22 protein-coding genes, 2 tRNA genes and 1 other RNA gene are annotated in these 22,279 nt (G+C 65.8%); 12 read left to right on the forward strand and 13 right to left on the reverse strand.

All coding sequences use genetic code 11. The annotated features are described in order from the left end of the window. Nucleotides 1–5: 5 nt before the first annotated feature. The 5 genes from tig to PWS46_RS08540 form a co-directional block, all read right to left on the reverse strand. Nucleotides 6–1,337, reverse strand: a complete 1,332-nt coding sequence (tig, locus tag PWS46_RS08520) for a trigger factor (RefSeq protein ID WP_434613716.1) — start codon at nucleotides 1,335–1,337, stop codon at nucleotides 6–8. 91 nt (nucleotides 1,338–1,428) lie between these two features. Further along, nucleotides 1,429–1,513, reverse strand: a tRNA-Leu gene (locus tag PWS46_RS08525). A gap of 137 nt (nucleotides 1,514–1,650) precedes the next feature. Continuing rightward, on the reverse strand, nucleotides 1,651–3,180 hold the full coding sequence (locus PWS46_RS08530; protein ID WP_434613719.1) for a malonyl-CoA decarboxylase: 1,530 nt from the start codon (nucleotides 3,178–3,180) through the stop codon (nucleotides 1,651–1,653). A gap of 103 nt (nucleotides 3,181–3,283) precedes the next feature. Then, nucleotides 3,284–4,747: an NAD(P)H-hydrate dehydratase gene (locus PWS46_RS08535; protein WP_434613722.1), complete on the reverse strand. Its 1,464-nt coding sequence runs from the start codon at nucleotides 4,745–4,747 to the stop codon at nucleotides 3,284–3,286. A 193-nt stretch (nucleotides 4,748–4,940) separates the two neighbouring features. Then, a tRNA-His gene (locus tag PWS46_RS08540) sits at nucleotides 4,941–5,016 on the reverse strand. A 243-nt stretch (nucleotides 5,017–5,259) separates the two neighbouring features. On the opposite strand from PWS46_RS08540, the gene PWS46_RS08545 reads away from it, so the two are divergent. The 3 genes from PWS46_RS08545 (at nucleotide 5,260) to PWS46_RS08555 (ending at nucleotide 8,404) form a co-directional block, all read left to right on the forward strand. Continuing rightward, entirely contained in the window at nucleotides 5,260–5,724 is a 465-nt protein-coding gene (locus PWS46_RS08545; RefSeq protein ID WP_109073833.1) for a P-II family nitrogen regulator, read from the forward strand. Between the two features lie 304 nt (nucleotides 5,725–6,028). Then, nucleotides 6,029–7,438 (forward strand): type I glutamate--ammonia ligase, encoded by a 1,410-nt coding sequence (gene glnA, locus PWS46_RS08550; RefSeq protein ID WP_434613725.1) that lies wholly within the window; start codon nucleotides 6,029–6,031, stop codon nucleotides 7,436–7,438. A gap of 171 nt (nucleotides 7,439–7,609) precedes the next feature. Beyond that, nucleotides 7,610–8,404, forward strand: a complete 795-nt coding sequence (locus tag PWS46_RS08555) for a hypothetical protein (RefSeq protein WP_434613728.1) — start codon at nucleotides 7,610–7,612, stop codon at nucleotides 8,402–8,404. Nucleotides 8,405–8,507: 103 nt separating this feature from the next. Here the strand turns inward: PWS46_RS08555 and PWS46_RS08560 are convergent, their stop codons facing one another. Continuing rightward, the gene (locus PWS46_RS08560; protein ID WP_434613731.1) at nucleotides 8,508–8,750 is read right to left on the reverse strand and encodes a hypothetical protein; all 243 of its coding nucleotides are present in this window, start codon (nucleotides 8,748–8,750) and stop codon (nucleotides 8,508–8,510) included. 178 nt (nucleotides 8,751–8,928) lie between these two features. Between PWS46_RS08560 and PWS46_RS08565 the strand changes: the two genes are divergently transcribed. Continuing rightward, nucleotides 8,929–9,120: a hypothetical protein gene (locus PWS46_RS08565; protein WP_434613734.1), complete on the forward strand. Its 192-nt coding sequence runs from the start codon at nucleotides 8,929–8,931 to the stop codon at nucleotides 9,118–9,120. 76 nt (nucleotides 9,121–9,196) lie between these two features. Continuing rightward, a complete protein-coding gene (locus PWS46_RS08570; RefSeq protein ID WP_434613736.1) occupies nucleotides 9,197–9,373 on the forward strand; it encodes a hypothetical protein in 177 nt (58 codons plus the stop codon). Nucleotides 9,374–9,470: 97 nt separating this feature from the next. Here the strand turns inward: PWS46_RS08570 and gatA are convergent, their stop codons facing one another. From gatA to PWS46_RS08585, 3 genes are all read right to left on the reverse strand, one after another. After that, nucleotides 9,471–10,952, reverse strand: a complete 1,482-nt coding sequence (gatA, locus tag PWS46_RS08575; protein WP_434613739.1) for an Asp-tRNA(Asn)/Glu-tRNA(Gln) amidotransferase subunit GatA — start codon at nucleotides 10,950–10,952, stop codon at nucleotides 9,471–9,473. Continuing rightward, nucleotides 10,952–11,239, reverse strand: a complete 288-nt coding sequence (gatC, locus tag PWS46_RS08580) for an Asp-tRNA(Asn)/Glu-tRNA(Gln) amidotransferase subunit GatC (protein ID WP_014248134.1) — start codon at nucleotides 11,237–11,239, stop codon at nucleotides 10,952–10,954. Before gatC ends, gatA begins: the two co-directional genes overlap by 1 nt. A gap of 103 nt (nucleotides 11,240–11,342) precedes the next feature. Next, on the reverse strand, nucleotides 11,343–11,885 hold the full coding sequence (locus PWS46_RS08585) for a GNAT family N-acetyltransferase (RefSeq protein ID WP_434613742.1): 543 nt from the start codon (nucleotides 11,883–11,885) through the stop codon (nucleotides 11,343–11,345). Nucleotides 11,886–11,961: 76 nt separating this feature from the next. On the opposite strand from PWS46_RS08585, the gene ruvX reads away from it, so the two are divergent. Further along, complete coding sequence (ruvX, locus tag PWS46_RS08590; protein ID WP_434613746.1) at nucleotides 11,962–12,504, forward strand: Holliday junction resolvase RuvX; 543 nt, start codon at nucleotides 11,962–11,964, stop codon at nucleotides 12,502–12,504. Nucleotides 12,505–12,524: 20 nt separating this feature from the next. On the opposite strand, the gene PWS46_RS08595 is transcribed toward ruvX, so the two are convergent. Together PWS46_RS08595 and thyX are read right to left on the reverse strand one after the other, a co-directional pair. Next, complete coding sequence (locus tag PWS46_RS08595) at nucleotides 12,525–14,420, reverse strand: tetratricopeptide repeat protein (protein ID WP_434613749.1); 1,896 nt, start codon at nucleotides 14,418–14,420, stop codon at nucleotides 12,525–12,527. A 15-nt stretch (nucleotides 14,421–14,435) separates the two neighbouring features. Further along, a complete protein-coding gene (gene thyX / locus PWS46_RS08600) occupies nucleotides 14,436–15,377 on the reverse strand; it encodes an FAD-dependent thymidylate synthase (protein ID WP_434613752.1) in 942 nt (313 codons plus the stop codon). Nucleotides 15,378–15,491: 114 nt separating this feature from the next. Here thyX and ssrA point away from each other — a divergent pair. The 3 genes from ssrA (at nucleotide 15,492) to PWS46_RS08615 (ending at nucleotide 16,825) form a co-directional block, all read left to right on the forward strand. Continuing rightward, nucleotides 15,492–15,852: a transfer-messenger RNA gene (gene ssrA, locus PWS46_RS08605) on the forward strand. An 81-nt stretch (nucleotides 15,853–15,933) separates the two neighbouring features. After that, the gene (locus PWS46_RS08610; protein WP_434613755.1) at nucleotides 15,934–16,431 is read left to right on the forward strand and encodes an SspB family protein; all 498 of its coding nucleotides are present in this window, start codon (nucleotides 15,934–15,936) and stop codon (nucleotides 16,429–16,431) included. A 13-nt stretch (nucleotides 16,432–16,444) separates the two neighbouring features. After that, a complete protein-coding gene (locus PWS46_RS08615) occupies nucleotides 16,445–16,825 on the forward strand; it encodes a TfoX/Sxy family protein (RefSeq protein ID WP_434613758.1) in 381 nt (126 codons plus the stop codon). Between the two features lie 146 nt (nucleotides 16,826–16,971). Here the strand turns inward: PWS46_RS08615 and PWS46_RS08620 are convergent, their stop codons facing one another. Together PWS46_RS08620 and def are read right to left on the reverse strand one after the other, a co-directional pair. Then, nucleotides 16,972–17,667 (reverse strand): COQ9 family protein, encoded by a 696-nt coding sequence (locus PWS46_RS08620; RefSeq protein ID WP_434613761.1) that lies wholly within the window; start codon nucleotides 17,665–17,667, stop codon nucleotides 16,972–16,974. A gap of 24 nt (nucleotides 17,668–17,691) precedes the next feature. After that, nucleotides 17,692–18,243: a peptide deformylase gene (gene def, locus PWS46_RS08625; RefSeq protein ID WP_434613764.1), complete on the reverse strand. Its 552-nt coding sequence runs from the start codon at nucleotides 18,241–18,243 to the stop codon at nucleotides 17,692–17,694. 203 nt (nucleotides 18,244–18,446) lie between these two features. On the opposite strand from def, the gene rpsU reads away from it, so the two are divergent. The 3 genes from rpsU (at nucleotide 18,447) to PWS46_RS08640 (ending at nucleotide 22,269) form a co-directional block, all read left to right on the forward strand. After that, on the forward strand, nucleotides 18,447–18,650 hold the full coding sequence (gene rpsU / locus PWS46_RS08630; protein ID WP_012974546.1) for a 30S ribosomal protein S21: 204 nt from the start codon (nucleotides 18,447–18,449) through the stop codon (nucleotides 18,648–18,650). Nucleotides 18,651–18,863: 213 nt separating this feature from the next. Next, nucleotides 18,864–19,697, forward strand: a complete 834-nt coding sequence (gene panB / locus PWS46_RS08635; RefSeq protein ID WP_434613769.1) for a 3-methyl-2-oxobutanoate hydroxymethyltransferase — start codon at nucleotides 18,864–18,866, stop codon at nucleotides 19,695–19,697. 58 nt (nucleotides 19,698–19,755) lie between these two features. Then, complete coding sequence (locus PWS46_RS08640; RefSeq protein ID WP_434613772.1) at nucleotides 19,756–22,269, forward strand: ligase-associated DNA damage response DEXH box helicase; 2,514 nt, start codon at nucleotides 19,756–19,758, stop codon at nucleotides 22,267–22,269. Nucleotides 22,270–22,279 lie beyond the last annotated feature (10 nt).

Here is a 22,279-nt window from a genome sequence, read left to right on the forward strand (position 1 = left end):
GGGAGTTAGGCGGCCTCAGCCTCGTCCTCGTCCTTGCTCAGCTCTTCGACGCTGACGGTCTTCTCGGTGACCTTGGCCTGATCCAGGATGTGGTCGACGACCTTGTCCTCGAAGATCGGGGCGCGGAGGTTCTCGAGCGCCTGCTGGTTCTGCTTGAAGAACTCGAACACCTGACGCTCCTGACCGGGGAAGCGGCGGGCTTCGTTGATCAGGGCACGGTTCACCTCGTCCTGGGTGACCTGGATGTTGTTGCGGCGGCCGACTTCCGACAGCAGCAGGCCCAGGCGGACGCGGCGCTCTGCAATCGAGCGGTACTCGGCCTTCAGCTCGTCCTCGGACTTGTCGGCGTCCTCGCCGGCGGTGCCGTTCTTCAGCTCTTCCTGCAGACGGGCCCAGATGCCCTCGAACTCGATGTCGACCATGCCGGCCGGCACCTCGAAGGAATGGGCCTCGGCCAGCTTGTCGAGCAGCTGGCGCTTCACGCGCAGGCGCGACAGGCCGTCATACTCGCCCTTGATACGGTCGCGAATGGCTTCGCGCATCTTCTCCAGGCTCTCCATGCCGAACTCCTTGGCGAGTTCGTCATTGACCTCGGCCGGGACGTTCTTGCGCAGCTCCTTCACGTCGACCTCGAAGACCGTCGCGGCGCCCTTCAGGCGCTCATGCGGGTAGTCTTCCGGGAAGGTGACGTTGACGGTGCGGTGCTCGCCGACCTTGGCGCCGACCAGCTGCTCCTCGAAGCCAGGCACGAAGCGGCCGGCACCCAGTTCCAGCGGATAGTCCTTGCCGTCCATGCCCGGCAGGGCCTCGCCGTCGACGGAACCCGCGAAGTCGATCACGGCGATGTCGCCGGTCTCGGCGGCGCGGTCCTCGGTGACCGGGGCCTGGGTGGAGTGGGCGGAGGCCAGACGGGTCAGCGCCTCTTCCACCGACTCCTCGGTGACCTCGGCGACCGGCTTCTCCAGCTCGATGCCCGAGAAGTCGCCCGGCTCGACGTCCGGCAGCAGTTCGACCGCCATCTTGTAGGTGAGGTCGCCGCCGTCCTCGTACTTCTCGACTTCGATCTTCGGCTGCAGGGCGATGCGCAGGCCGCGCTCGCTCAGCGCCTGGCGCGAGCTGTCGGAGATGGCGTCCTCCAGCACCTCGGACAGCACGCCGCCGAAATAGCGCTGCTTGATCACGGTGACCGGCACCTTGCCCGGACGGAAGCCCGGCAGCTGGACCGTGCGGCGCAGCTCTTCCAGCTTGCCGTTCACCTTCTCTTCGATGTCCTTGGCGGAAATGACGACCTGAAATTCGCGCTTGAGGCCGTCGGTGCTGGTCTCGGTGATGTTCATCGGAACGAAAGCCTATCTCGTTGTTCCGGCCCGGCGGCGCCCGTCCGGGCGGCCCGAATCCGTGTTGTCCATGCGGTCCAAGGTGTTGCCATGGTGCGGGCGAAGGGACTTGAACCCATACGACCGAAGTCACTGGAACCTAAATCCAGCGCGTCTACCAATTCCGCCACGCCCGCGTTCATGGCAAAGGCAGCCGCGGCGGGTGCCGAAACACCCGCCGGACCGCCGGCGAAGTCCGGTCTATAGCACAGCGCGCCGGAAGCAAACAGGCAAAATGGCCCCACTCAAGAGAGTGAGGCACGCTCTGTTCGCGTCAGCCGCCGGCCTTGCCCAGCGAGCGCACCGCCGACGAGGCGATGATGCGCCCTTCGCCGGTGTAGGCCTCGTGATTGGCGTCGATCTCGCCCAGCCGGTAGCGGTAATTGATCATCATCCCCAGCGACTGCTTCAGCCCCTTGGCCGAGCGGTCGGCCAGCCAGTTCAGCCGCTCCATCCGCGCGCCGTTGGTCAGGTGGAAATGTGCCACCGGGTCCAGCGCGCGGGGACGACCGTGGCCTTTCGCCTCCTGCACACCGGTCAGGTAATGCACGCACAGCCGCATCAGCGGCCCACGCAGGTGCTTCTGCAGGTCATCGTCGTCCGCCCAGCCGGGACGGGAGAGAGCACGGGCAAGCAGCGGCGATTCGTCGGTGCCGACGCCGCCTTCGGTGGGGGACTCGACGTCGTCGGCCTGTTCCAGTTCGGTCAACCGTTCGGCGATGCGCTCGGCCTCCGTGTTGGTCAGCACGGCATCGCCGTCGCGATCGAGCGTCCGGTCGAACCAGCGGCGGAAACCGGGGATCGGCGACAGGGTGGCATAGCACTTGATGTTGGGGAACTCGGTCGCCAGCCCGTCGACCACCCGCTTGATCAGGAAATTGCCGAAGCTGATGCCGGCCAGCCCGGTCTGGGCGTTGGAAATCGAATAGAAGATGGCGCTGTCGGCGCTCTTGGGGTCGCAGACCGGGGCGGTCGGGTCGAGCAGGGCCTGCACATTGTCCGACATGCCCTGGACCAGAGCCACCTCGACGAAGATCAACGGCTCGTGCGGCATGCGCGGGTGGAAGAAGGCGAAGCAGCGCCGATCCGAATCGAGCCGGTCCTTCAGGTCCTGCCAGCCGCTGATCTCGTGCACCGCCTCATACTTGATCAGCTTTTCCAGCAGCGAGGCCGGACTGTCCCAGGTGATGCGGTGCATCTCCAGGAAGCCGACGTCGAACCACGCCCGCAGCAGGTTCTTCAGGTCGTCTTCCAGCGCCTGCAGCAGGGGTTCGCCGCGCGCCATCTCCATCAGTTCGGCGCGCAGGTCGACCAGGAACTTCACCCCTTCCGGCAGGGCGTTGAACTGGGTCAGCAACCGCAGGCGCGGCGGCTCCAGCGCCCGGCGCAAAGCCCGTTCGGCATGGCCGCGCGCCACCGGGTCGGTGGCGGCCTGGAAGGTCGCCATCGCGTCCATCACCGCATCGCGGTCGACGTCGAAGTCGCGCGCGAGCATTACAAGGAAGTTGCGCCGACCCTGGGGATCCAGCGCCAGATAGGTGCGGCCGAGCTGGGCGGCGCGGGCGCGCGCCGAAACCTCGCCGCCGCGCGATTCCAGGCAGGCCTCGATCTGCTCCTTGAGACGCTCCGCGTCCTCCTTCGGCAGATGGGTGCGCGGCGGCGCGCCCACGGCACCGCGGGCAGACGCCGCGATCTCGCGCCAGCGGGTGCGCAGGTTGTCCAGCGCGCGGTCGAAGAAATTGGGCTGCGCGGCCGGGGATGGCGGCACAGGTTCCAGGATGGTGGTGTCGGGTGCGTCGCTCATGCCCCGGAGTCTGGCGTGCCCGGAGCGACGCCGCAAGGGGTCGCGCGAACGCCGTCGTCAGAGGTACCGCAGTCGTCAACCCTCGGGGCGGCTTCGGCAGCCTTCAGCCCTGCGACTTCAGTGCCTTCAGCACGCCGGGCAGCGCCCCCGCCAGATCGTCGGAGATCAGGCCGGGGCCGAGCGCGCGTCCGGCCTCGCCATGCAGCCAGACGGCGGTGCAGGCAGCCTCGAATCCGTCCATTCCCTGCGCCAGCAGGCCCAGAACGATGCCGGCCAGCACGTCGCCGGTGCCGGCGGTCGCCAGGTCGGGCGGTGCGTTGACGTTGACCACCGCGCGGCCATCGGGGGCGGCGACCACGGTATCGGCGCCTTTCAGGACGACGACCGCGCCCGACCGCGCGGCAGCGGCCCGGACCCGCGACAGCTTGTCGCCGTCCATGCCGACCGAATCGCCGAACAGCCGGGCGAACTCCCCCTCGTGCGGGGTAAGGACGCAGCGCTTGTCGAGCCGGTCGAGAAGCTCGTCGGCCGACTCGGCGAAACTGGTCAGCGCGTCGGCATCCAGAACACAGGCCCGTCGGGCGTCCAGCGCGGCCATCACCGCGGCGCGCGTCTGCGCACCCCTGCCCGCCCCCGGACCGATCAGCACCGCATTCTTGCGCGGGTCCTGCAACAGCCGGGCGAAGGCGCCGTCGTCCTCCAGCGGATCGACGATCACGCTGGCGCAGCCGGCGGCATAGATGGGGAAGGCTTCCTGCGGGCAGGCGATGGTGACCAGTCCGACACCGGCGCGCAGGGCCGCGACCGAGGCCAGCCGGGCCGCACCCGTCATCCGTGCCCCGCCCAGCACCACCGCATGGCCGCGTGCGTACTTGTGGCCGTCCAGCGCCGGCCAGGGAAAGCGGTGCTGCCACAAAGACGGCTCGTTCACCGCGGTCTGCGGCGCGATGCCGTCCAGTACCCGCTCCGGAATGCCGATGTCGGCGACCACCACCTCGCCGCACAAGGTGCGGCCCGGCAACAGCACATGGCCGGGCTTGCGACGGAAGAAGGTGACGGTCAGCGCCGCTTGCGGAGCCGCCCCCAGCACCCGGCCGCTGTCACCATGCAGTCCGCTCGGCACGTCCACAGCGACGACGGTGCGTCCCTCCATGGCTTCGACGATGGCGCGGGCAAGCCCGTCGAGCGGCCGGGACAGGCCGGCGCCGAACAATGCGTCGATGACAAGCGGGTTGCCCTTGAGGATGTAGGGATCGGCCGCCTCGATCGGGCCGGGCCAGCGCTCCGCCGCGACCGCCGCGTCGCCGGTCAGGGCCGAACGCGTGCCGAGCAGAGCCAGCCGCACCGGCCAGCCGGCTTCCAGCAGAAGCCGGGCGATGACGAAGCCGTCGCCGCCATTGTTGCCGGGGCCGCAGAGCACGGCGGTCGGATGCGGCGCCCAGCGCTCGCACACGGCGCGGACCACGGCGGCACCGGCGGCCTCCATCAGGGCCGGGCCCGGCACCCCGGCGGCGATGGCCAGCTGGTCGGCCCGATACATCTCCGCGACGGACAGAAGCTCATCCATCCCCCACTCCCCCGACGCTGCCTTCCCTTGCGGGCGAACTCTGGAAGGGCGAAGTTGCGCGCCCCCATTCTACCCGTGGGCTGCGTCTTTGCCCGGAAAGCACGATGCAGACAAGCATAAACGCCCGCGAAACGGCCAACCAGCCGTGCGGACGATAAGAAGAACGGATTTTCAGGGGAAAGAAAAGGGAAGATGGGGCGATGGATGGGACTCGAACCCACGACCACTCGGACCACAACCGAGGGCTCTACCAACTGAGCTACCACCGCCGCCGTCAGCGTTTCCGCCGTCGGGAGCCGCGTTATCCTCCAGCTCGGCTTTCCGGTCAAGCACCTTTTTCAAGAAAAATGAAAAAACCTATTTCGGCTCCTCAAGGCTGCCTCCGCCGCCCGGCCGCAGCATCCGTCCTGCGCCCGACAGCGCGGAGCGCTTGCACCACCTGCACAAATATTGTTCACTCCGCCGAATCCTTCGGCAGCCCCCTGCCCCATTGGACGGCACCCGACCGTCTTATGACCAGCGTCGATGCCGCCGGATCGGATCGGCCGAATGTGGCACGCTCCATGCTTATCGTCGTCGCTGTCGGCAGTGCCGTGGACGGTGCCTGCCGGCGTTGGCACCTCGTACACGAGAGACCCATGAAGAAGATCGAAGCCATCATCAAGCCGTTCAAGCTCGACGAGGTGAAGGAAGCCCTTCACGAAGTCGGGATCAAGGGGATCACCGTCACCGAAGCCAAGGGCTTCGGCCGCCAGAAGGGCCACACGGAGCTTTACCGCGGCGCGGAATATGTCGTGGACTTCCTGCCGAAGGTGAAGATCGAAGTGGTGATGGAGGATTCCCTGGTGGAGCGGGCGATCGAGGCGATCCAGCAGGCCGCCCATACCGGCCGCATCGGCGACGGCAAGATCTTCGTCACGCCCGTGGAGGAGGTGGTTCGCATCCGCACCGGGGAAAAGGGCGCCGACGCGATCTGATCGCGCCCGGATAGCATCGTCCACCGGCTCCTTCCTTCAAACCGGCACCCTCCCGACCAGCATCCGCCAACATGCGCCGCTTTCCCCATCACCTCATGCCGGCCCCGGCCGCGCACCTTGCCGAACGGCCGATGGCCGCCTATGGCGAACGTGCGACTTTTTGGGTTGGCGCGTTGTGCGGGGAAGAAAGGCGTGAGATAACGTCCGCCGCGAGCGCCGCCCTCCGCCGCCAAGCCCCCGCAGGGGCCTGGGCAGCGGCTTGACGCAGCGGGATCCAACCCTCTTAAAGCGTGGAAAAAGAGACATGTCCGACATCAGCAAGGTCTTCGACCTGATCAAGGAACACGACGTCAAGTACGTGGACCTGCGCTTCACCGACCCGCGCGGCAAGCTGCACCACACCGCCCAGCACGTCTCGACCATCGACGAGGACGTGTTCGAAGACGGCATCATGTTCGACGGTTCCTCGATCGCCGGCTGGAAGGGCATCGAAGAGTCGGACATGATCCTGAAGCTGGACCCGACGACGGCCGTGATGGATCCGTTCGCCGCCCAGCCGACGCTGAACATCCTCTGCGACGTCTATGATCCGGGCACCGGTGGCTCCTACGCCCGCTGCCCGCGCGGCATCGCCAAGGCCGCCGAGAAGTACACCGCTTCGGCCGGCATCGGCGACACCGTCTTCTTCGGTCCGGAAGCCGAGTTCTTCGTGTTCGACGACGTGAAGTACTCCGTAGACATGAACAAGGTGTCGTACGAGTTCGCCTCGGACGAGGGTTCCTATTCGTCGGGCAAGGACTACGAGGACGGCAACCTGGGCCACCGCCCGGGCACCAAGGGCGGCTACTTCCCGGTCGCCCCGATCGACAGCTGCAATGACCTGCGCGCCGAGATGCTGAGCGTCCTGGCCGAGATGGGCGTTCCGGTCGAGAAGCACCACCACGAGGTGGCCGCCGCCCAGCACGAGCTGGGCATCAAGTTCGATACGCTGGTCCGCACCGGCGACAACATGCAGTACTACAAGTACGTGGTGCACAACGTCGCCCACGCCTACGGCAAGACCGCGACCTTCATGCCGAAGCCGGTCTTCGGCGACAACGGTTCGGGCATGCACTGCCACCAGTCGATCTGGAAGGACGGCCAGCCGCTGTTCGCCGGCAACCAGTACGCCGACCTGTCGGAGCTGGCTCTGTACTACATCGGCGGCATCATCAAGCACGCCAAGGCGCTGAACGCCTTCACCAACCCGTCGACCAACAGCTACAAGCGTCTGGTCCCGGGCTATGAGGCTCCGGTGCTGCTGGCCTACTCGGCCCGCAACCGTTCGGCCTCCTGCCGCATCCCGTACGTCGCCTCGCCGAAGGGCAAGCGCGTCGAGGTCCGCTTCCCGGATCCGTCGGCCAACCCGTACCTGGCCTTCGCCGCCATGCTGATGGCCGGCCTGGACGGCATCCAGAACAAGATCCATCCTGGCGACGCGATGGACAAGAACCTGTACGACCTGCCGCCGGAAGAACTGGCGAAGGTCCCGACCGTCTGCGGCTCGCTGCGCGAAGCCCTGAACTCTCTGCGCGAGGACAACGAGTTCCTGCGCAAGGGCGACGTCTTCTCGCAGGACATGATCGACGGCTACATCGACCTCCGCACGGAAGAGATGATGGCCTTCGAGACCATGCCGCACCCGATCGAGTACAAGATGTACTACAGCGTTTGATAAGCGTCATCCCCTTTGGCTATACGTTCCTCCTTAACAAGCATTGAAGAGAACGTTCAGAAAGCCAAAGCTAAAGCTTTGTAATATCTGAAGGGGAAGTCTGTTACCTAGGTAACAGGCTTCCCCCTTTTTATTCAGTATTTTCCTTCATTCTTATTGAGAGAGATGGCAATGACATCATCGTATACTGACGATTTTTCGGATGAAGATTTTGTCAGGTATGTTGAATTTAGAAGAAAGATAGAAAGCCGATATGCGCTAACAATGAAGGATCTTCTAGCACTCGAATCAACTCTTTTTGAGATAATCGAAGACCAAAATTTAGATAAAAGCATAAGATATTTTGTTTATATGAACGACGGGATGATTATAAAGAGAAGCTCCGCCATAGATATATCTGAACTATGCTATTCAGGAGAAGAGATAATAAAACTAGAGATTAGGATTGATGGCGAAGAATTTAAATTTGAGATGATATTTGATAGATTCATCCAAGGAAATCGCAGATCTGGCATAATTTATGTATTCATCAAAGCACATCGTCAAGTGATACATCGATTTAAAACGTTTTTTGATGTGTTTTCTAAAAAACTTAGGAAGCGCTCTTCTGTTTTTCTTTCTAATATCGAAATATCTGCGCTATCACCTCTTGCGGTAGCCATGTCTATACTTGGCTCACAGCTAATGAACTTGCTGCACGAGCTAAATATCGTTACATCTTTGGCCAAAATGTTTTGGATATGTGCATTTGCTGTTGGTGGCATGTATATTTCAGCTGGAGGATTAACAAATCTGATGAATCCATTTTACCCATTTGCGATGATAGATCCATCAATAGATGGATCGTCATGCAGAAGGCTTAAGAACCGCCGCACTTTTTTAATCATTTCCGTGATATTTGCTGTATTTATAGGATTAATCACAAATTTTGCTTATGATGCAATCAAGACATGGATTGGAAGATAGATTTTCTTGCAATGCTTTACTGCAATTTATTCATCATAAATCTATTCCCCTAGATATAAACCTCAGCGTAATTCACGTTACTCTGCCTAGAGCTTGCTTTAAACTATTTAAACCAACCATCTGTATTTGGCGAAATACATGACCCTCGCTCCGCACAGTCCGCTTTTGCACAGTTACAGGCCGGGAACAGGCAGCCGTCGCCGTTCAGGTCGGTCGCCCGCACCGCAAGGTCATAGCGCACGCCGCGCATGATGGCCGGGCCGGCGGTGCTGTGGCGCTCGTAATGCTCGACGACATGGCGGACGCGGGTGAGCAGTTCGCGCCGTTGATCGTGTCCCGGGTCCATGCCTTCGCCCCCAATCGCCAGTGATTGCCGCCATGAACAGGGACGCCGGAGAGCCGCGTCCTGTTCCGGCATCCATGCGCAGTACGGCGCAAGAGGAACTCAACGCACAGGAATGATGCGGCGGCCCGGCTGTTGCCACTGCAGTGATCAAGTTGGGTGACCAAGACGGGAGGGCAAGATGGATCGCGATAGGCTGCACCGCGTCGCCAAGGCACTGGGCGACGTCCGCCTTTACGAGAAGCACCACACCGGTGAGTTCATCACCATGCGCCTGCGCGACTCCCTGGCCGACACCCCCGGCTATGATGCCGCCGAGGTGGACAGGAAGTTGCTGGAGTTGGCGCGGGTGGCGCTGGAAGCCGCCGAATAGTGGGGGCGGAGGGTGACGAAGCGGCGGACAGCCTGTTGGTGGAGGTGAACCGAGCCAACAGAGGGAGACTTCCGCCATGGCCGAAGAGAAGACGCAGCAGAACGACCGTCCCGCCACCAAGCCGATTCCGGTGAAGCCGGCGGTCGAGCCGATGAGCGACAAGGACGAAGGGCCGCCGGGCACGCCGGGCACGGGTGAGAACATCGATCCGAAGACCGGCGAGCGCTATGTGCAGGGAATCGGCGGGGCGTGACGGCGAGGTGTCGGCTGACGACGCTTCAAACGAAAAGGGCACAAACGAATAGGGCCGGCTCACACGAGCCGGCCCTTTCGTTGTCATGCTGCCCGCGTCACGCCACGAAGGGCGGAAGCGCGGTGAAGCTGGCGGCCTTTTCGACGACCTGGCCGACGCGCAGCAGCGTCTCCTCGTCGAAAGGACGGCCGATCAGCTGCAGGCCGAGCGGCAGGCCGTCGGCGCCCAGACCGGCCGGGACCGACATGGCCGGCAGGCCGGCGAGATTGATCGGAACGGTGAAGACGTCGTTCAGGTACATCTGCACCGGATCGTCCATCTTCTCGCCGATGGCAAACGGCGTACTGGGGGCGGTCGGCGTCAGGATGACGTCGCAGCTCTTGAACGCCTCGTCGAAGTCCCACTTGATGCGCGTGCGCACCTGACGGGCCTTGTTGTAATAGGCGTCGTAATAGCCGGCCGACAGCACATAGGTGCCGATCAGGATGCGGCGCTGCACTTCCTTGCCGAAACCGGCGCCGCGGGTGTTCTCGTACATTTCCTTGAGGTTGCCGCCCTCGACCCGCAGGCCGTAGCGCACGCCGTCATAGCGCGCGAGGTTGGACGACGCCTCCGCCGGCGCGATGATGTAATAAGCGGCCAGCGCGTATTTGGTGTGCGGCAGGCTGACCTCGACCGGCTCGGCGCCGGCCTCCTTCAGCCAGGCGATGCCCTGGTCCCACAGCGCGGCGATCTCGGCCGACAGGCCCTCCACCCGGTATTCCTTCGGAATGCCGACGCGCAGGCCGCGGATGTCGCCGGTCAGCGCGGCGCGGAAATCCGGAACCGCCATGTCGACCGAGGTCGAGTCCTTCGGGTCGAAGCCGCACATGGAGCGCAGCATGATCGCCGCATCCTCGACCGTCCGGGTCATCGGCCCGGCCTGATCGAGCGAGGAGGCGTAGGCGACGATGCCCCAGCGCGAGCAGCGGCCGTAGGTCGGCTTGATGCCGACGGTGCCGGTATAACCGGCCGGCTGGCGGATCGAGCCGCCGGTGTCGGTGCCGGTGGCGCCCAGCGCCGCACGCGCGGCGATGACCGCGGCCGAACCGCCCGACGAACCGCCGGCGACGATCTTCTTCTCCCAGGCGCCCGGCGCGCCGGGGCTCCACGGGCTGACCGTCTCGCCCTGGTGGGCGGTGATGGTGGCGGAGCCCATGGCGAACTCGTCCAGGTTCACCTTGCCCAGCATGACGGCGCCGTCACGCCACAGCTGGGAGGTCACCGTGGACTCGTACTCCGGCTTGAAGCCGTCCAGGATGTGGCTGCCGGCGGTGGTCGACACGCCCTTGGTGCAGAACAGGTCCTTCACCGCGATGGGCAGGCCGTCCATCGGCCCGGCCTGCCCCTTGGCGCGGCGCTCGTCGCTGGCCTTGGCCATCGACAGGGCGGCATCGGGGGTCTCGGTGATGAAGATGTTGAAGGGGCGCACGGCCTCGACCGCGCGCACATGCGCCTCGGTCAGTTCGACCGCGGTGAACTCCTTCTTGGCGAGGCCGCCGAGGGCCTCCGCCATCGTCAGATGCGTGAGCGCCGTCATCACTCGACCACCTTGGGCACGACATAGAAGCCTTCGGCCGTTTCCGGACCGTTCGACAGGACCTGCGCGGCGTAACCGCCGTCGGTGACCTCGTCCTTGCGGCGGCGCAGCTTCTGCGCGGCAACGCTGGTCATCGGCGGCACGTCCTTCGTGTCGACCTCGTTGAGCTGTTCCACGAAGGTCAGAATCTGGCTCAGTTCCCCGGCCAGGGATTCCAGTTCCTCGTCCGGCACCTTGATGCGGGCCAGATGCGCGATCTTGGCCACCGTGGCCTTGTCGAGCGACATGCCTCTACTCTCTTCCAAAACATTGGAAATCGGCCGCGAAGCTATCACCCGCCGGCCTCATCCGCAACGATTGCGGCCAAAGGCGAGGCAAGAGGCTGTCCGGTCAGGCGGCGATGGGGGCGGCAGCGCACCAGTTGGCGCGGTCCATCCGCAGCTTGAACAGCGCGATCGGCTCGCCCCAGGGCGTCACCCGCGTCTCCAGCGCGATCGGCATCATGCCGAGCTTGGCATAGAGCAGCAGGCCCGGCGTGTTGGTGTTGAAGCAGTAGAGCGTCAGTTCGGGCAGGTGATGGTGATCGAAGGCACGGTCGATCATCGTCCGCACCAGATATTCGGCGATGCCGCGGCGGCGCAGGGTCGGGTCGACGCTGACATTGCCGATGCTGGCGGTGCGGCCATCCTCGAAAGTGGCGTAGTTGGCATATCCGACCACGCGCTCCCGCCCATTCTCGGCCAAGGTAGCCACGGTCGGGTCGCGACGCTGGCCCAGCGTCGCCCGGACCTGATCCGGGGTCAGCGGCCAGACCGCGCGCGGGAACAGGAAATACAGCTCCTCCGCGGTGCGTGGGAAGCCGCAGACGGTGGGGATGTCGGCGTCGGCAAGCGGCCGGTGCGACAGGGCGGTAAGGGAGAGTGCGCTGCTCATACTTAGAAGAATAAGTATCTTTTACAACAACTCAAGCGATCTTGCAGTGACAAGGCTGCGGCCTTATGGTCGGGCCATGATCCATACCCTCTCCGAACTCGCGGCCCGCCTGGGCAAAAACCAACGTTTGCTTGGCCTTGACGTCGGTACCAAGACAGTCGGGTTGGCGGTCGCCGATCCCGGACTGATCGTCGCATCTCCCATCGGCACGCTGAAGCGCACCAAATTCACCCAGGACGCGCGCGAGTTGGGCAAGACCATCCGCGATTACGGCATCGGCGGGCTGGTGGTCGGGCTGCCGCTGAACATGGATGGGACGGAGGGGCCGCGCGCCGAGTCGGTGCGCGCCTTTGCCAAAAACCTGCTGGAGCGTTCCGACCTGCTGGGCTGGGAGGCCGAGATCGCCTTCTGGGACGAGCGGCTGTCCACCTCTGCCGTGGAACGCTTCATGATCGGTGAGGCCGACATGACCCGCAAGCGCCGGGACGAGGTGGTGGACAAGATGGCCGCCGCCTACATCCTGCAGGGTGCGCTCGACATGCTGGCCAACCAGCGGCGCCTCGCCGAGGAAGAGGAAGGCGATGCGGGCGAGCGGGAAGACGATTACGACCGCGGCTGAGGCGGTCGGTCACCCCGCCCTCAGTCGAAGTTCAAGGCGAAGGACGCCCGCCCCTGCCCCGCCGCGTCGCGCTGCCACATGGCGCCGAAGGCGGCCTCCAGCGCGCGGGTGAAGCGCACGCCGTCCAAAGCCGGCGAGGCGGCCAGGCGGTCGCGCAGGCGGCTGCGGATGCTCGCCAGCCCGTCCGGATCGGACACCAGCGCCGCCGCCATGGCGATGTAGGCCTCCTCCCCTTCGACCGCCAACGCCGGAAGCCCGGCGGAGGTCAGGTGGGTCACCGTATGGCGGGCGCAGAACCGGTCGCCGGCAAGCGTCACCACCGGCACACCCATCCACAGCGCCTCGAGCGTCGTCAGCCCGCCGGAATAGGGGAAGGGGTCGAGCGCAACGTCGATTTCGCCATAAGTCGCCAGAAATTCGGCGTGAGGCGCGGCACCGCGCAGTTCGATGCGGGCCGGGTCGGCCCCGGCAACCGTGAACAGCGCCAGCGTCCGCGCCCGCAATTCCGCATCGTCCAGGCCGGGCGTGCGCAGGAGCAGCCGCGATCCGGGCACCGCTGCAAGCAGGCGCGTCCACAAGGCGGCGACCTGCCCGTTCAGCTTCGGCAGGGCGTTCAGCGATCCGAAGGTCGGGGCGCCGCGCGCGATCATCGGCAACGGCGCCACGGCGGGGGCGGCGGCCGGCGGCGACCAGGGCACATAGGCATCCGGCATGCGGACGATGCCCTCGATGGCCCAACCGTCGGCACCCTCCGGGCTCTGCCGCGGGTCTGAAATCAGATAGTCCATCGCCGGCAGGCCTGTGGTGCCGACATAGCCGGCCCAGGTGACCTGCACCGGCGCCGCCCGCCGGGCGAAGACACCCAACCGGTTGCCCAGCGTGTGGCCGGCCAGATCGACAAGAATATGAATGCCGTCGGCGCGGATGCGCTCCAGCAGGGCCGCGTCGTCCATAGCCGCGCTGTCGACCCAGCCATCGGCCAGACCGCGCAGCCGCGCCGTCACCGCGTCCGGATTGGCGGTGTTGGAATAGCAGATCGCCTCGAACGCGCTGCGGTCATGGGCGGCCAGCACCGGTTCAAGGAAATAACCGACAGGATGGGCGCGGAAATCGGCGGAGACATAACCGACGCGCAGTCTCGGCGCCGGTGCCGCCACCGCCGCGGCCGGCCGGTCGGGATAGCGGGCGCCCCAGTCGGCATGGGCCTGCGCGATCTGCGGCATCGTCCGCGCCGGGTCGTACTGCATCAGGAACAGTCGGGCGCTGTGCAACGAATCGGCGGCCGGCGCCAGCCGCAGGGCACGGTCGAGCGCTACCAAGGCCTCGCCGATGCGGGCCTGAGGAGCAAGAGACCGGCTGGCACGGTTGGCCCACAGTTCCACCCGCGACGGCTCCAGGCACAGCCCGGCGCGATAGGCGCGGTCGGCCTCGCCCGGCCGGTTCATCTCGGCCAATGCGTTGCCGATGTTGTAGGGCGGGATCCAGTTGTCGGGTTCGATGTGTGCCGCGCGCCGGTGCAGCGCCGCCGACTCAGGCCTGCGAGCCTGGGCCCGCAGCAGATTGCCGGCATTCACCAGCGCGGCCAGCGTGGCGGGGCTGAGCGCGATGGCGCGGCGGTAACATCCCTCCGCCAGATCGGCGCGCCCGGCGCCGGTCAGCGTCTCCGCCATCACCAGCAGGCCGTCCATCGCCATGGCTAGACCGCCGTCGAGGTTCAGCGCCCCGGCATAGGCCTGCGCCGCACCCGGAACGTCGCCTTGGCTTTCCAGCACCAGCCCGTAATTGGCCCACCAGACGGCGACGCCGGGGCGGGCGGTGATGGCTTGGGCGAGAAGGTCCTGCGCCTCGGCCCAGCGGCCGGCCTGCGCGGCGATCAGGCCCTGGCGGTAGATGCTTTCGGCCTGATCCGGCGTCATCGTCTTCGGTCCTTTTTAGGCTTCGGTGCGGCCAAGCTGGTCCATCAGTTCGCGCCATTCGCGCTTGGACAGGCCGCTGGCCTCCTGCGTCACCGGCTCACCGGCCAGCAGGCGCTTCACCACGTCCAGGCCGGTGCGCGACAGGTGAGCGCCGCCCATGCGGTATTCGGTGAAGGACTCGAAGACCGCCGGGACCCAGCGCTTCACCACGTCCAGCATGGCGTCGGCATAGACGCGGATCTCGTACTGGGCGTGGCTGTCGGCGCGCAGCGACAGGAAATGCAGAAGGTTGTGGAGATCGACCTTCCAGTACCACTGCGTGTAGTAGTTCAAGGACAGGTTCATCCGCGCCAGTTCGCGCGCCAGACCCTGGCGGCTCGGGTCAATGACGCTGCCGTCCTCGCGGTGGTTCAGCATCTCTTCATAATGGCTGTAGGCGCGTTCGGAATCCTCGCGCAGCAGCCGCATGACATCGGCCGCCTCCTCGCCCTCCAGCACGTCGCCGCGGCCCTGACGGTTCACCACGGCCTGGGCGCCAAGCTGTTCCGGCGCCGGCACATAGAACTCGCGGTCGAGAATGGAGTAGCGGGCCGAATATTCGTTCACGTTCGCGGTGCGGTGGCGAATCCACTGGCGTGCGACGAAGATCGGCAGCTTCACATGGAACTTGATCTCGCACATCTCGAACGGGGTCGAGTGGCGGTGGCGCATCAGATACTTAATAAGGCCGGAATCCTCGCTGACCTTCTTGGTGCCCTTGCCATAGGACACGCGCGCCGCCTGCACGACCGCCGAATCGTCGCCCATATAGTCGATGACGCGGACGAAGCCATGGTCCAGCACCTCCAGCGGCTGATAGAGGATCTCTTCCAGCGCGGGCACGGTGGCGCGGCGGGTGGTGGCGGTGACGGCGCGCAGGCGATCGATTTCGTCGCGCTGCTCGGGCGTGATCGGCATGGTGACTCCGGGGTTACGGTGCCGGCTGTCTTACCAGACCGCGTGGCTGCCGGAAACGGTGAACGAACGATCCAGCCCGCGTCACCGCAGCGCATTTGGCGATCATGCACACACCCCCTTCCCTTGCCGGGCGCAAGTGCCTATATTCGCGACGTCGGTTCGCCGACTATGGCGATAAACGCCTTGTGGAATAAGCGTTGTGGACCCGGGGGCGGTACCCGGCGCCTCCACCAACCATACACCGGACTCGTTGACCGGGGTCGTTGGGGGCGAAATAGGATCGACACGCGTGGTAAAGGCATGGTTTTCGCTCGGCATGGTTCCGCCGTTATCGGGCCGTTGCAATAGTTGCCAACGACAACGTTGCTCAGGCTCGCCTCGCTGCCTAACGGCGGCTGGTAGCCTAAACCTAATCCCCGAGGGTTAGCGCCTAAGGGTGGGGCCGTGGGCCGCCTAGCAACAGAAGGCCCACACCTCTTCCTTCCAGCGTTTCATGCCGGCTCTAAGGCCAAGGCGGGACGCCGGACCGATCGCGTTATCAGGGATTCGCCCAAGCATGCCGAAAGAGCAGCTCCGCTATGACCGCATGGTCGAAACCGCGTTGCGCGGCGTTGTCCGCGACGCGCTGACCGAGGTTGCCGAGCGCGGCTTGCCGGGCAATCACCATTTCTACCTGACCTTCCGCACCGGCTTCCCCGGCGTGGACATCCCGGATTATCTGGCCTCCCAGTATCCGAACGAGATGACCATCGTCCTGCAGTTCCAGTATTACGGGCTGGATGTGACGGACGATCATTTCGAGGTCACGCTGAGCTTCAACAACGTGCATGAGCGGCTGGTGATCCCCTTCGCCGCCATCACGACTTTCGCCGATCCGTCGGTGAATTTCGCGCTGCAGTTCCAGCCGCTGGCCACCGCCGAATCGGCTGAGGTCTCGACCATGCCGCCCCGCCCCGCCGCCGAGCGCGTCGAGGAAAAGGCGGAGGAAGCCGCCCCGGCCGAGGAGCCGAAGCGCGGCGAGGTCGTGGCGCTGGACGCCTTCCGCAAAAAGTAACCGTCTCCCGCACATGCCCGCCCAGCCGCCCAGCGAGTATGTCGCCACTCTCTGCGAGATGATGGCGCCGCTGGGTGATGTGCGGGCACGCCGCATGTTCGGCGGCTATGGCCTGTCCATCGACGGGCTGACCTTCGCGCTGGTCGCGGATGACACGCTGTACTTCAAGGTGGACGACGTGAACCGCGCGGCGTTCACGGATCTGGCGCTGGAGCCCTTCCGGCCGATGCCGGACAAGCCGACCACCCTGTCCTACTACCCGCCACCCGACTCGGCGCTGGATGAGCGCGACGAACTGCTGCCCTGGGCCCGGTCCGGGTTCGAGGCGGCCTTGCGCGCGGCGGCGAAGAAGGCCGCGAAGACGAAGCGGAAGAAGGCCGCCGTCGCGGAATAGGCCCCCTCCCGAGGCTCTTTTGGCCGTCATTCCTGCGAAGGCGGGAATCCAGCCGACTCAGCGGATAATTCGCAGGGTTTCCTAGATCCCCGCCTTCGCGGGGATGACGCTAACTTGTTGCTTTTCCAGAGGGTTAGAGATCCACCTCAGATATTGTCCGCCATGTGGATCGTCGCGTTGCTCGCCTGGGCGCCGGCGGTGCGTTGGCGCATCTGGCGGGCGAAGCGCAGGGGGTTGGGGAGGAAGTTCAGCATCGAGCCGAGCTTGCCGACCGACGAGGTCGCTTTGCCCACCGCCATCACGTCGGCCAGCCGGCGGTCGATGAAGGCGCGGGTCTCCGCATGGTCGTCCGACTTGTCGTCCAGCCAATAGAAGGTGGAGGAGCTGACCACCGCCGACAGCAGCGCCCGCTTGGTGTAGTGGTTGTAGTCGGTGGAGGTGTCGCCGGCGGCGAACCACATGGCGTCCACCGTGCGGTAAAGCAACCGCAGGCCGAGAGCCACATTCTGCGGCATTGCCAGATAGGACAGCTGCCGCCGCTTGGCTTCGCGATAGGGCTCCAGAACCTCGAAATAGGTGCGGACGGCGAGGGAGATGCGCTCGCGCACCTTCATCTCGGCCATCGGCTGGGCTTCCAGCCGGTCCAGCATCTGGCGGTCGGCCCAGTCGGCGAAATGCTCCACCGCATCGGTGACACCGCCGGGGAAGGCGCGCAGCAGCGCCGACGGCTCGTGCCCCGCCATCTCGGTGCCGTCGCGCAGAGCCTGCAGGCTCCAGCCGTCGAAGACGACGTTGGGCAGGCTGGCCACCAGGATCTCGTCGCGAAGCGTATCGATGCTCATCGCCAATTCTCCCTGCGCTCACCCTCAGGCGGGGGTCGGCGCGTCCTTTGCCGCGGCCAGCGCGGCGTTGAGGTGATGCATTTCCTCGGTGCAGACCAGGAGCCGCAGATCGTCCATGCGATCAAGATAGAGCACGCCATCCAGGTGGTCGACCTCATGCTGGACCACGCGGGCATGGAATCCCGACGCTTCCCGCTCGATCCGGGCACCGTCCAGGCCATAGCCGCGGTAGCGGATGCGGGCATAGCGTGGAACCAGTCCCCGCAGGCCGGGAATCGACAGGCAGCCTTCCCAACCCAAAACCCTGTCGTCCGTCAGTGGTTCGATCACCGGATTGACCAGGACAGTGTTCGCCACCTCCTCCCCTTCGCCCCGGTCGGCGGGAACGCGGAAGACGATAATCCGGCGCGACTCCGATATCTGCGGGGCGGCCAGCCCGACTCCGGGGGCGTCCAGCATGGTGGCGATCATGTCGGCCGCCAGCCGGCATACAGCCGGATCGGTCGGGTCGGCGATGGGCTCCGCGATCTTGCGGAGTACGGGGTTGCCCATCCGGGCGATTGGAAGCACTGGCATGCCGCTATATCTGGAGTGCGAACGCGGCTGGAGCAACCGATTCCTGCGCTTCCGGCCGGGCTTATGCTTGGAGGCCGAAGACTCCCCTTCACAAAAGCGGTGGGGCATGCTACACACTGCGCCCACACAAGGGGTGCGCCTGCCGCGCATACCTATTTGTTGCCTTTGCGCAACACGGCACACTTGGAAGGGTGACGGTAAACGTGCAAGTTCTGGTCCGAGATAACAACGTCGATCAGGCCCTCCGCGCGCTGAAGAAGAAGATGCAGCGCGAGGGCATTTTCCGTGAAATGAAGCTGCGTCGCAACTACGAGAAGCCCTCGGAGAAGCGTGCGCGTGAGAAGGCTGAAGCGGTGCGTCGCACCCGCAAGCTGCTCCGCAAGCGGATGGAACGCGAGGGCTATTAATCGTCGGTCGCACGTAGCGACTGCGAAGGGCGCGTGTGATGCGCGCCCAAGACCCCTTGTGTCTTGCACCCGACCGTCCCGCGATCCTCGCGTGGGCGGTTTTGGTGTATCTGCGCCATTTCGCTTGCCTCAACCTTCCGCCGGTCAAGCGTATTGCCGGACCAGCGTATGGAACCGTCGGCAAGCGAACAGCCAGCCCGGAAAGACCCGATCATGAGCGCTTCCAACCTCACCGCCCGCCACTCGGTCCCGGCGTTGCGCGCCCGCAAGGGAGGCGAACCGATCGTCTGCCTGACCGCCTACACCGCTCCGGTGGCGCGGCTGCTCGATCCGCATGTCGATATCCTGCTGGTCGGCGATTCGCTGGGCATGGTGGTCTATGGACTGGACAGCACGCTGCCGGTGACGCTGGACATGATGATCGCCCATGGCGCCGCAGTGGTTCGTGGCTCCGAGCGCGCCTGCGTCGTCGTCGATCTGCCCTTCGGCAGCTATCAGGAGAGCAAGGAGGCCGCCTTCCGCGCCTCGGCCCGCGTGATGGCGGAAACCGGCGCCCAGGCGGTCAAGCTGGAAGGCGGGCTGGAGATGGCGGAGACGGTGGCCTTCCTGACCGCCCGCGGCATTCCGGTGATGGGCCATGTCGGGTTGACGCCGCAGTCGGTGAACACGCTGGGCGGCTACAAGGCGGTCGGCCGCGATGCCGAAGCCGCCGAACGCATCGCCGCCGACGCCCGCGCGATTGCGGAGGCCGGCGCCTTCACCCTGGTGATCGAGGGCACGATGGAAGGGCTGGCCCGTCGCATCACCGAAGAGGTGGCGATCCCCACCATCGGCATCGGCGGCTCGCCGGCCTGCGATGGGCAGGTGCTGGTCACCGACGACATGCTCGGCCTGTTCGGCGCCTTCCAGCCGAAATTCGTCAAGCGCTACGCCAACCTGGGCGAGACGGTCGGCGAGGCCGCCGCGACCTACGCCGCCGAGGTGCGGGCCCGAGCCTTTCCGGGGCCGGAGCATTGCTTCGGGATGAAGAAGGCGGCGACGGCGTAACGCCCTCCCCCAGTTCGTTCTTTCTCCGTTCCAGGCGATCCGGTACAGTCCGACCGCCATGGATGCCCCCTCCCCCGCCCTGATCCCGCCCAACGTCGCCGCGTGGTTCCGGTCGCGCGGCTGGGCGCCGCACCCGCATCAGGTCGCCATGGTGGAGGCGGCGGAACGGGGGGAAAGCGCCCTGCTGATCGCGCCGACCGGCGGCGGCAAGACGCTCGCCGGCTTCCTGCCATCGCTGATCGAGCTGGCGGAAAGACCGCGCGAAGGGCTGCATACCCTCTACATCTCGCCGCTGAAGGCGCTGGCTGTCGACATCCAGCGCAATCTCGAACAGCCCATCGCCGAGATGCGGCTGCCGATCCGCGCCGAGACCCGCACCGGCGACACGCCGGAAGCCAAGCGCAAGCGCCAGCGCACCCATCCGCCGCACATGCTGATGACGACGCCGGAAAGTCTGGCTCTGCTGCTGTCCTATACCGACGCCGACCGGCTGTTCCGCAACCTCCGCTGCGTCATCATCGACGAGCTGCATGCGCTGGCAGGATCCAAGCGCGGCGACCTGCTGGCGCTGGGTCTGGCGCGGCTGTCGCGCCTCGCCCCCGCCGCCCGGCGGGTCGGGCTGTCGGCCACGGTGGCGGAGCCGGAGCGGCTGCTGGCCTGGCTGTCGCGCCGTGGCCGGCATGACGGAACCGACTCAGACGACGTGCGGCTCGTGCTGGGTCGCAGCGGCGCGCAGGCGGAGGTGGAGATCCTGACCTCGCAGGAGCGGGTGCCCTGGGCCGGCCACATGGCGATGCACGCCATGAAGGAGATTTACGAGCGCATCCGCCGCCAGCGCACCACCCTGCTGTTCGTCAACACCCGCGCCCAGGCCGAGCTGGTGTTCCAGGCGCTGTGGCGGGTCAATGACGACAATCTGCCGATCGCGCTCCACCACGGCTCGCTGGCGGTGGAACAGCGCCGCAAGGTCGAGGGCGCCATGGCGCGCGGCGAGTTGCGGGCGGTGGTCGCCACTTCCTCGCTCGATCTCGGCATCGACTGGGCGGCGGTGGATCTCGTGGTGCAGATCGGCGCACCCAAGGGATCGAGCCGGCTGGTCCAGCGCATCGGCCGCGCCAATCACCGGCTGGACGAGCCGAGCCGAGCCCTGCTGGTCCCCGCCAACCGCTTCGAAGTGCTGGAATGCCGCGCGGCGCTGGAGGCGGTGCACGACCACACGCTGGACGGCGAGGCGCCGCGGCCGGGCGGTCTGGACGTGTTGGCCCAGCATCTGCTCGGCATGGCCTGCGCCGCCCCCTTCCTGCCGGATGAGCTGTATGAGGAGGTGGTCTCCGCCGCCCCCTATGCCGCGATGACGCGCGACGAGTTCGACGACGTCCTGGATTTCGTCACCACCGGCGGCTACGCGCTCGGCGCCTATGAACGGTTCCAGCGGTTGCGGCTGCGCGAGGATGGGCGGATGGCGGTGGCCGGCCCGGTGGTGGCGCGCCAGTACCGGATGAATGTCGGCACCATTACCCAGGAGGCGCTGCTGCGCGTCCGGCTGAACCGCGGCCCGGTGCTGGGCGAGGTGGAGGAGTATTTCATCCAGGGCCTGACCCCCGGCGACACCTTCCTCTTCGCCGGACAGCTTCTGAAATTCCTCGGCGTGCGCGAGATGGAGGCGCAGGTCGCCAAGGGCGGCACCGGCGATCCGAAGGTCCCCGCCTATGCCGGCGGGCGGCTGCCGCTGACCACCCATCTGGCCGAGCGCGTGCGCGCCATGCTGGCCGATCCGCGCCAGTGGGACGGGCTGCCGGAGGATGTGCAGGAATGGCTGCGCCTGCAGCGCTACCGTTCGGTCCTGCCGAATCGCGACGGGTTGCTGGTGGAGACCTTTCCCAAAGCGGGCAAGCAGTTCCTCGTCGCCTATGCCTTCGAGGGCCGCAATGCGCACCAGACCTTGGGCATGCTGCTGACCCGGCGGATGGAGCGCTTCGGCCTGGGACCGCTGGGCTTCGTCGCCACAGACTATGTGCTGGCGGTGTGGTCGCTGAGATCTCCCCAGGATATGGGCACCGACATGGACGCCCTGTTCGACCAGGACATGCTGGGCGACGATCTGGAAGCCTGGATGGACGAATCCTCGATGCTGCGGCGGACCTTCCGCAATGTGGCGCTGATCGCCGGGGTGATCGACCGCCGCCATCCGGGGCAGGAAAAGACGGGCCGGCAGGTCACCTTCTCCTCCGACCTGATCTATGACGTGCTGCGCAAGCACGACCCCGGCCATGTGCTGCTGCGGGCGACACGGGCCGATGCGGCGGGCGGGCTGACCGACATCCGCCGCCTGTCCGACTTCCTGGCGCGGGTTCGCGGACGCATCACCCACAAGGACCTCGACCGCATCTCTCCGCTGGCGGTGCCGGTGATCCTGGAGATCGGGCGCGAGCGGGTGGACGGCAGCGCCACCGACGAACTGCTCGCCGCCGCCGAGGCCGAGCTTCTGGCGGAGGCGATGCCGGAACTGGCTGCGCCACGGCCTGCGAAATCGGCAACCGGGCGCCCGCAGCAGGGGCGGTTGTCGTTGTGACACCGCCCCA

Source organism: Azospirillum sp. B2RO_4 (assembly GCF_051124815.1).
GTDB lineage: Bacteria > Pseudomonadota > Alphaproteobacteria > Azospirillales > Azospirillaceae > Azospirillum.

Bases quoted from the DNA above. Each gene is read 5' to 3' on its own strand.
- tig (WP_434613716.1), bottom strand. From the start codon at position 1,337: ATGAACATCACCGAGACCAGCACCGACGGCCTCAAGCGCGAATTTCAG.
- PWS46_RS08530 (WP_434613719.1), bottom strand. From the start codon at position 3,180: ATGAGCGACGCACCCGACACCACCATCCTGGAACCTGTGCCGCCATCC.
- PWS46_RS08535 (WP_434613722.1), bottom strand. From the start codon at position 4,747: ATGGATGAGCTTCTGTCCGTCGCGGAGATGTATCGGGCCGACCAGCTG.
- PWS46_RS08545 (WP_109073833.1), top strand. From the start codon at position 5,260: ATGACCAGCGTCGATGCCGCCGGATCGGATCGGCCGAATGTGGCACGC.
- glnA (WP_434613725.1), top strand. From the start codon at position 6,029: ATGTCCGACATCAGCAAGGTCTTCGACCTGATCAAGGAACACGACGTC.
- PWS46_RS08555 (WP_434613728.1), top strand. From the start codon at position 7,610: ATGACATCATCGTATACTGACGATTTTTCGGATGAAGATTTTGTCAGG.
- PWS46_RS08560 (WP_434613731.1), bottom strand. From the start codon at position 8,750: ATGGACCCGGGACACGATCAACGGCGCGAACTGCTCACCCGCGTCCGC.
- PWS46_RS08565 (WP_434613734.1), top strand. From the start codon at position 8,929: ATGGATCGCGATAGGCTGCACCGCGTCGCCAAGGCACTGGGCGACGTC.
- PWS46_RS08570 (WP_434613736.1), top strand. From the start codon at position 9,197: ATGGCCGAAGAGAAGACGCAGCAGAACGACCGTCCCGCCACCAAGCCG.
- gatA (WP_434613739.1), bottom strand. From the start codon at position 10,952: ATGACGGCGCTCACGCATCTGACGATGGCGGAGGCCCTCGGCGGCCTC.
- gatC (WP_014248134.1), bottom strand. From the start codon at position 11,239: ATGTCGCTCGACAAGGCCACGGTGGCCAAGATCGCGCATCTGGCCCGC.
- PWS46_RS08585 (WP_434613742.1), bottom strand. From the start codon at position 11,885: ATGAGCAGCGCACTCTCCCTTACCGCCCTGTCGCACCGGCCGCTTGCC.
- ruvX (WP_434613746.1), top strand. From the start codon at position 11,962: ATGATCCATACCCTCTCCGAACTCGCGGCCCGCCTGGGCAAAAACCAA.
- PWS46_RS08595 (WP_434613749.1), bottom strand. From the start codon at position 14,420: ATGACGCCGGATCAGGCCGAAAGCATCTACCGCCAGGGCCTGATCGCC.
- thyX (WP_434613752.1), bottom strand. From the start codon at position 15,377: ATGCCGATCACGCCCGAGCAGCGCGACGAAATCGATCGCCTGCGCGCC.
- PWS46_RS08610 (WP_434613755.1), top strand. From the start codon at position 15,934: ATGCCGAAAGAGCAGCTCCGCTATGACCGCATGGTCGAAACCGCGTTG.
- PWS46_RS08615 (WP_434613758.1), top strand. From the start codon at position 16,445: ATGCCCGCCCAGCCGCCCAGCGAGTATGTCGCCACTCTCTGCGAGATG.
- PWS46_RS08620 (WP_434613761.1), bottom strand. From the start codon at position 17,667: ATGAGCATCGATACGCTTCGCGACGAGATCCTGGTGGCCAGCCTGCCC.
- def (WP_434613764.1), bottom strand. From the start codon at position 18,243: ATGCCAGTGCTTCCAATCGCCCGGATGGGCAACCCCGTACTCCGCAAG.
- panB (WP_434613769.1), top strand. From the start codon at position 18,864: ATGAGCGCTTCCAACCTCACCGCCCGCCACTCGGTCCCGGCGTTGCGC.
- PWS46_RS08640 (WP_434613772.1), top strand. From the start codon at position 19,756: ATGGATGCCCCCTCCCCCGCCCTGATCCCGCCCAACGTCGCCGCGTGG.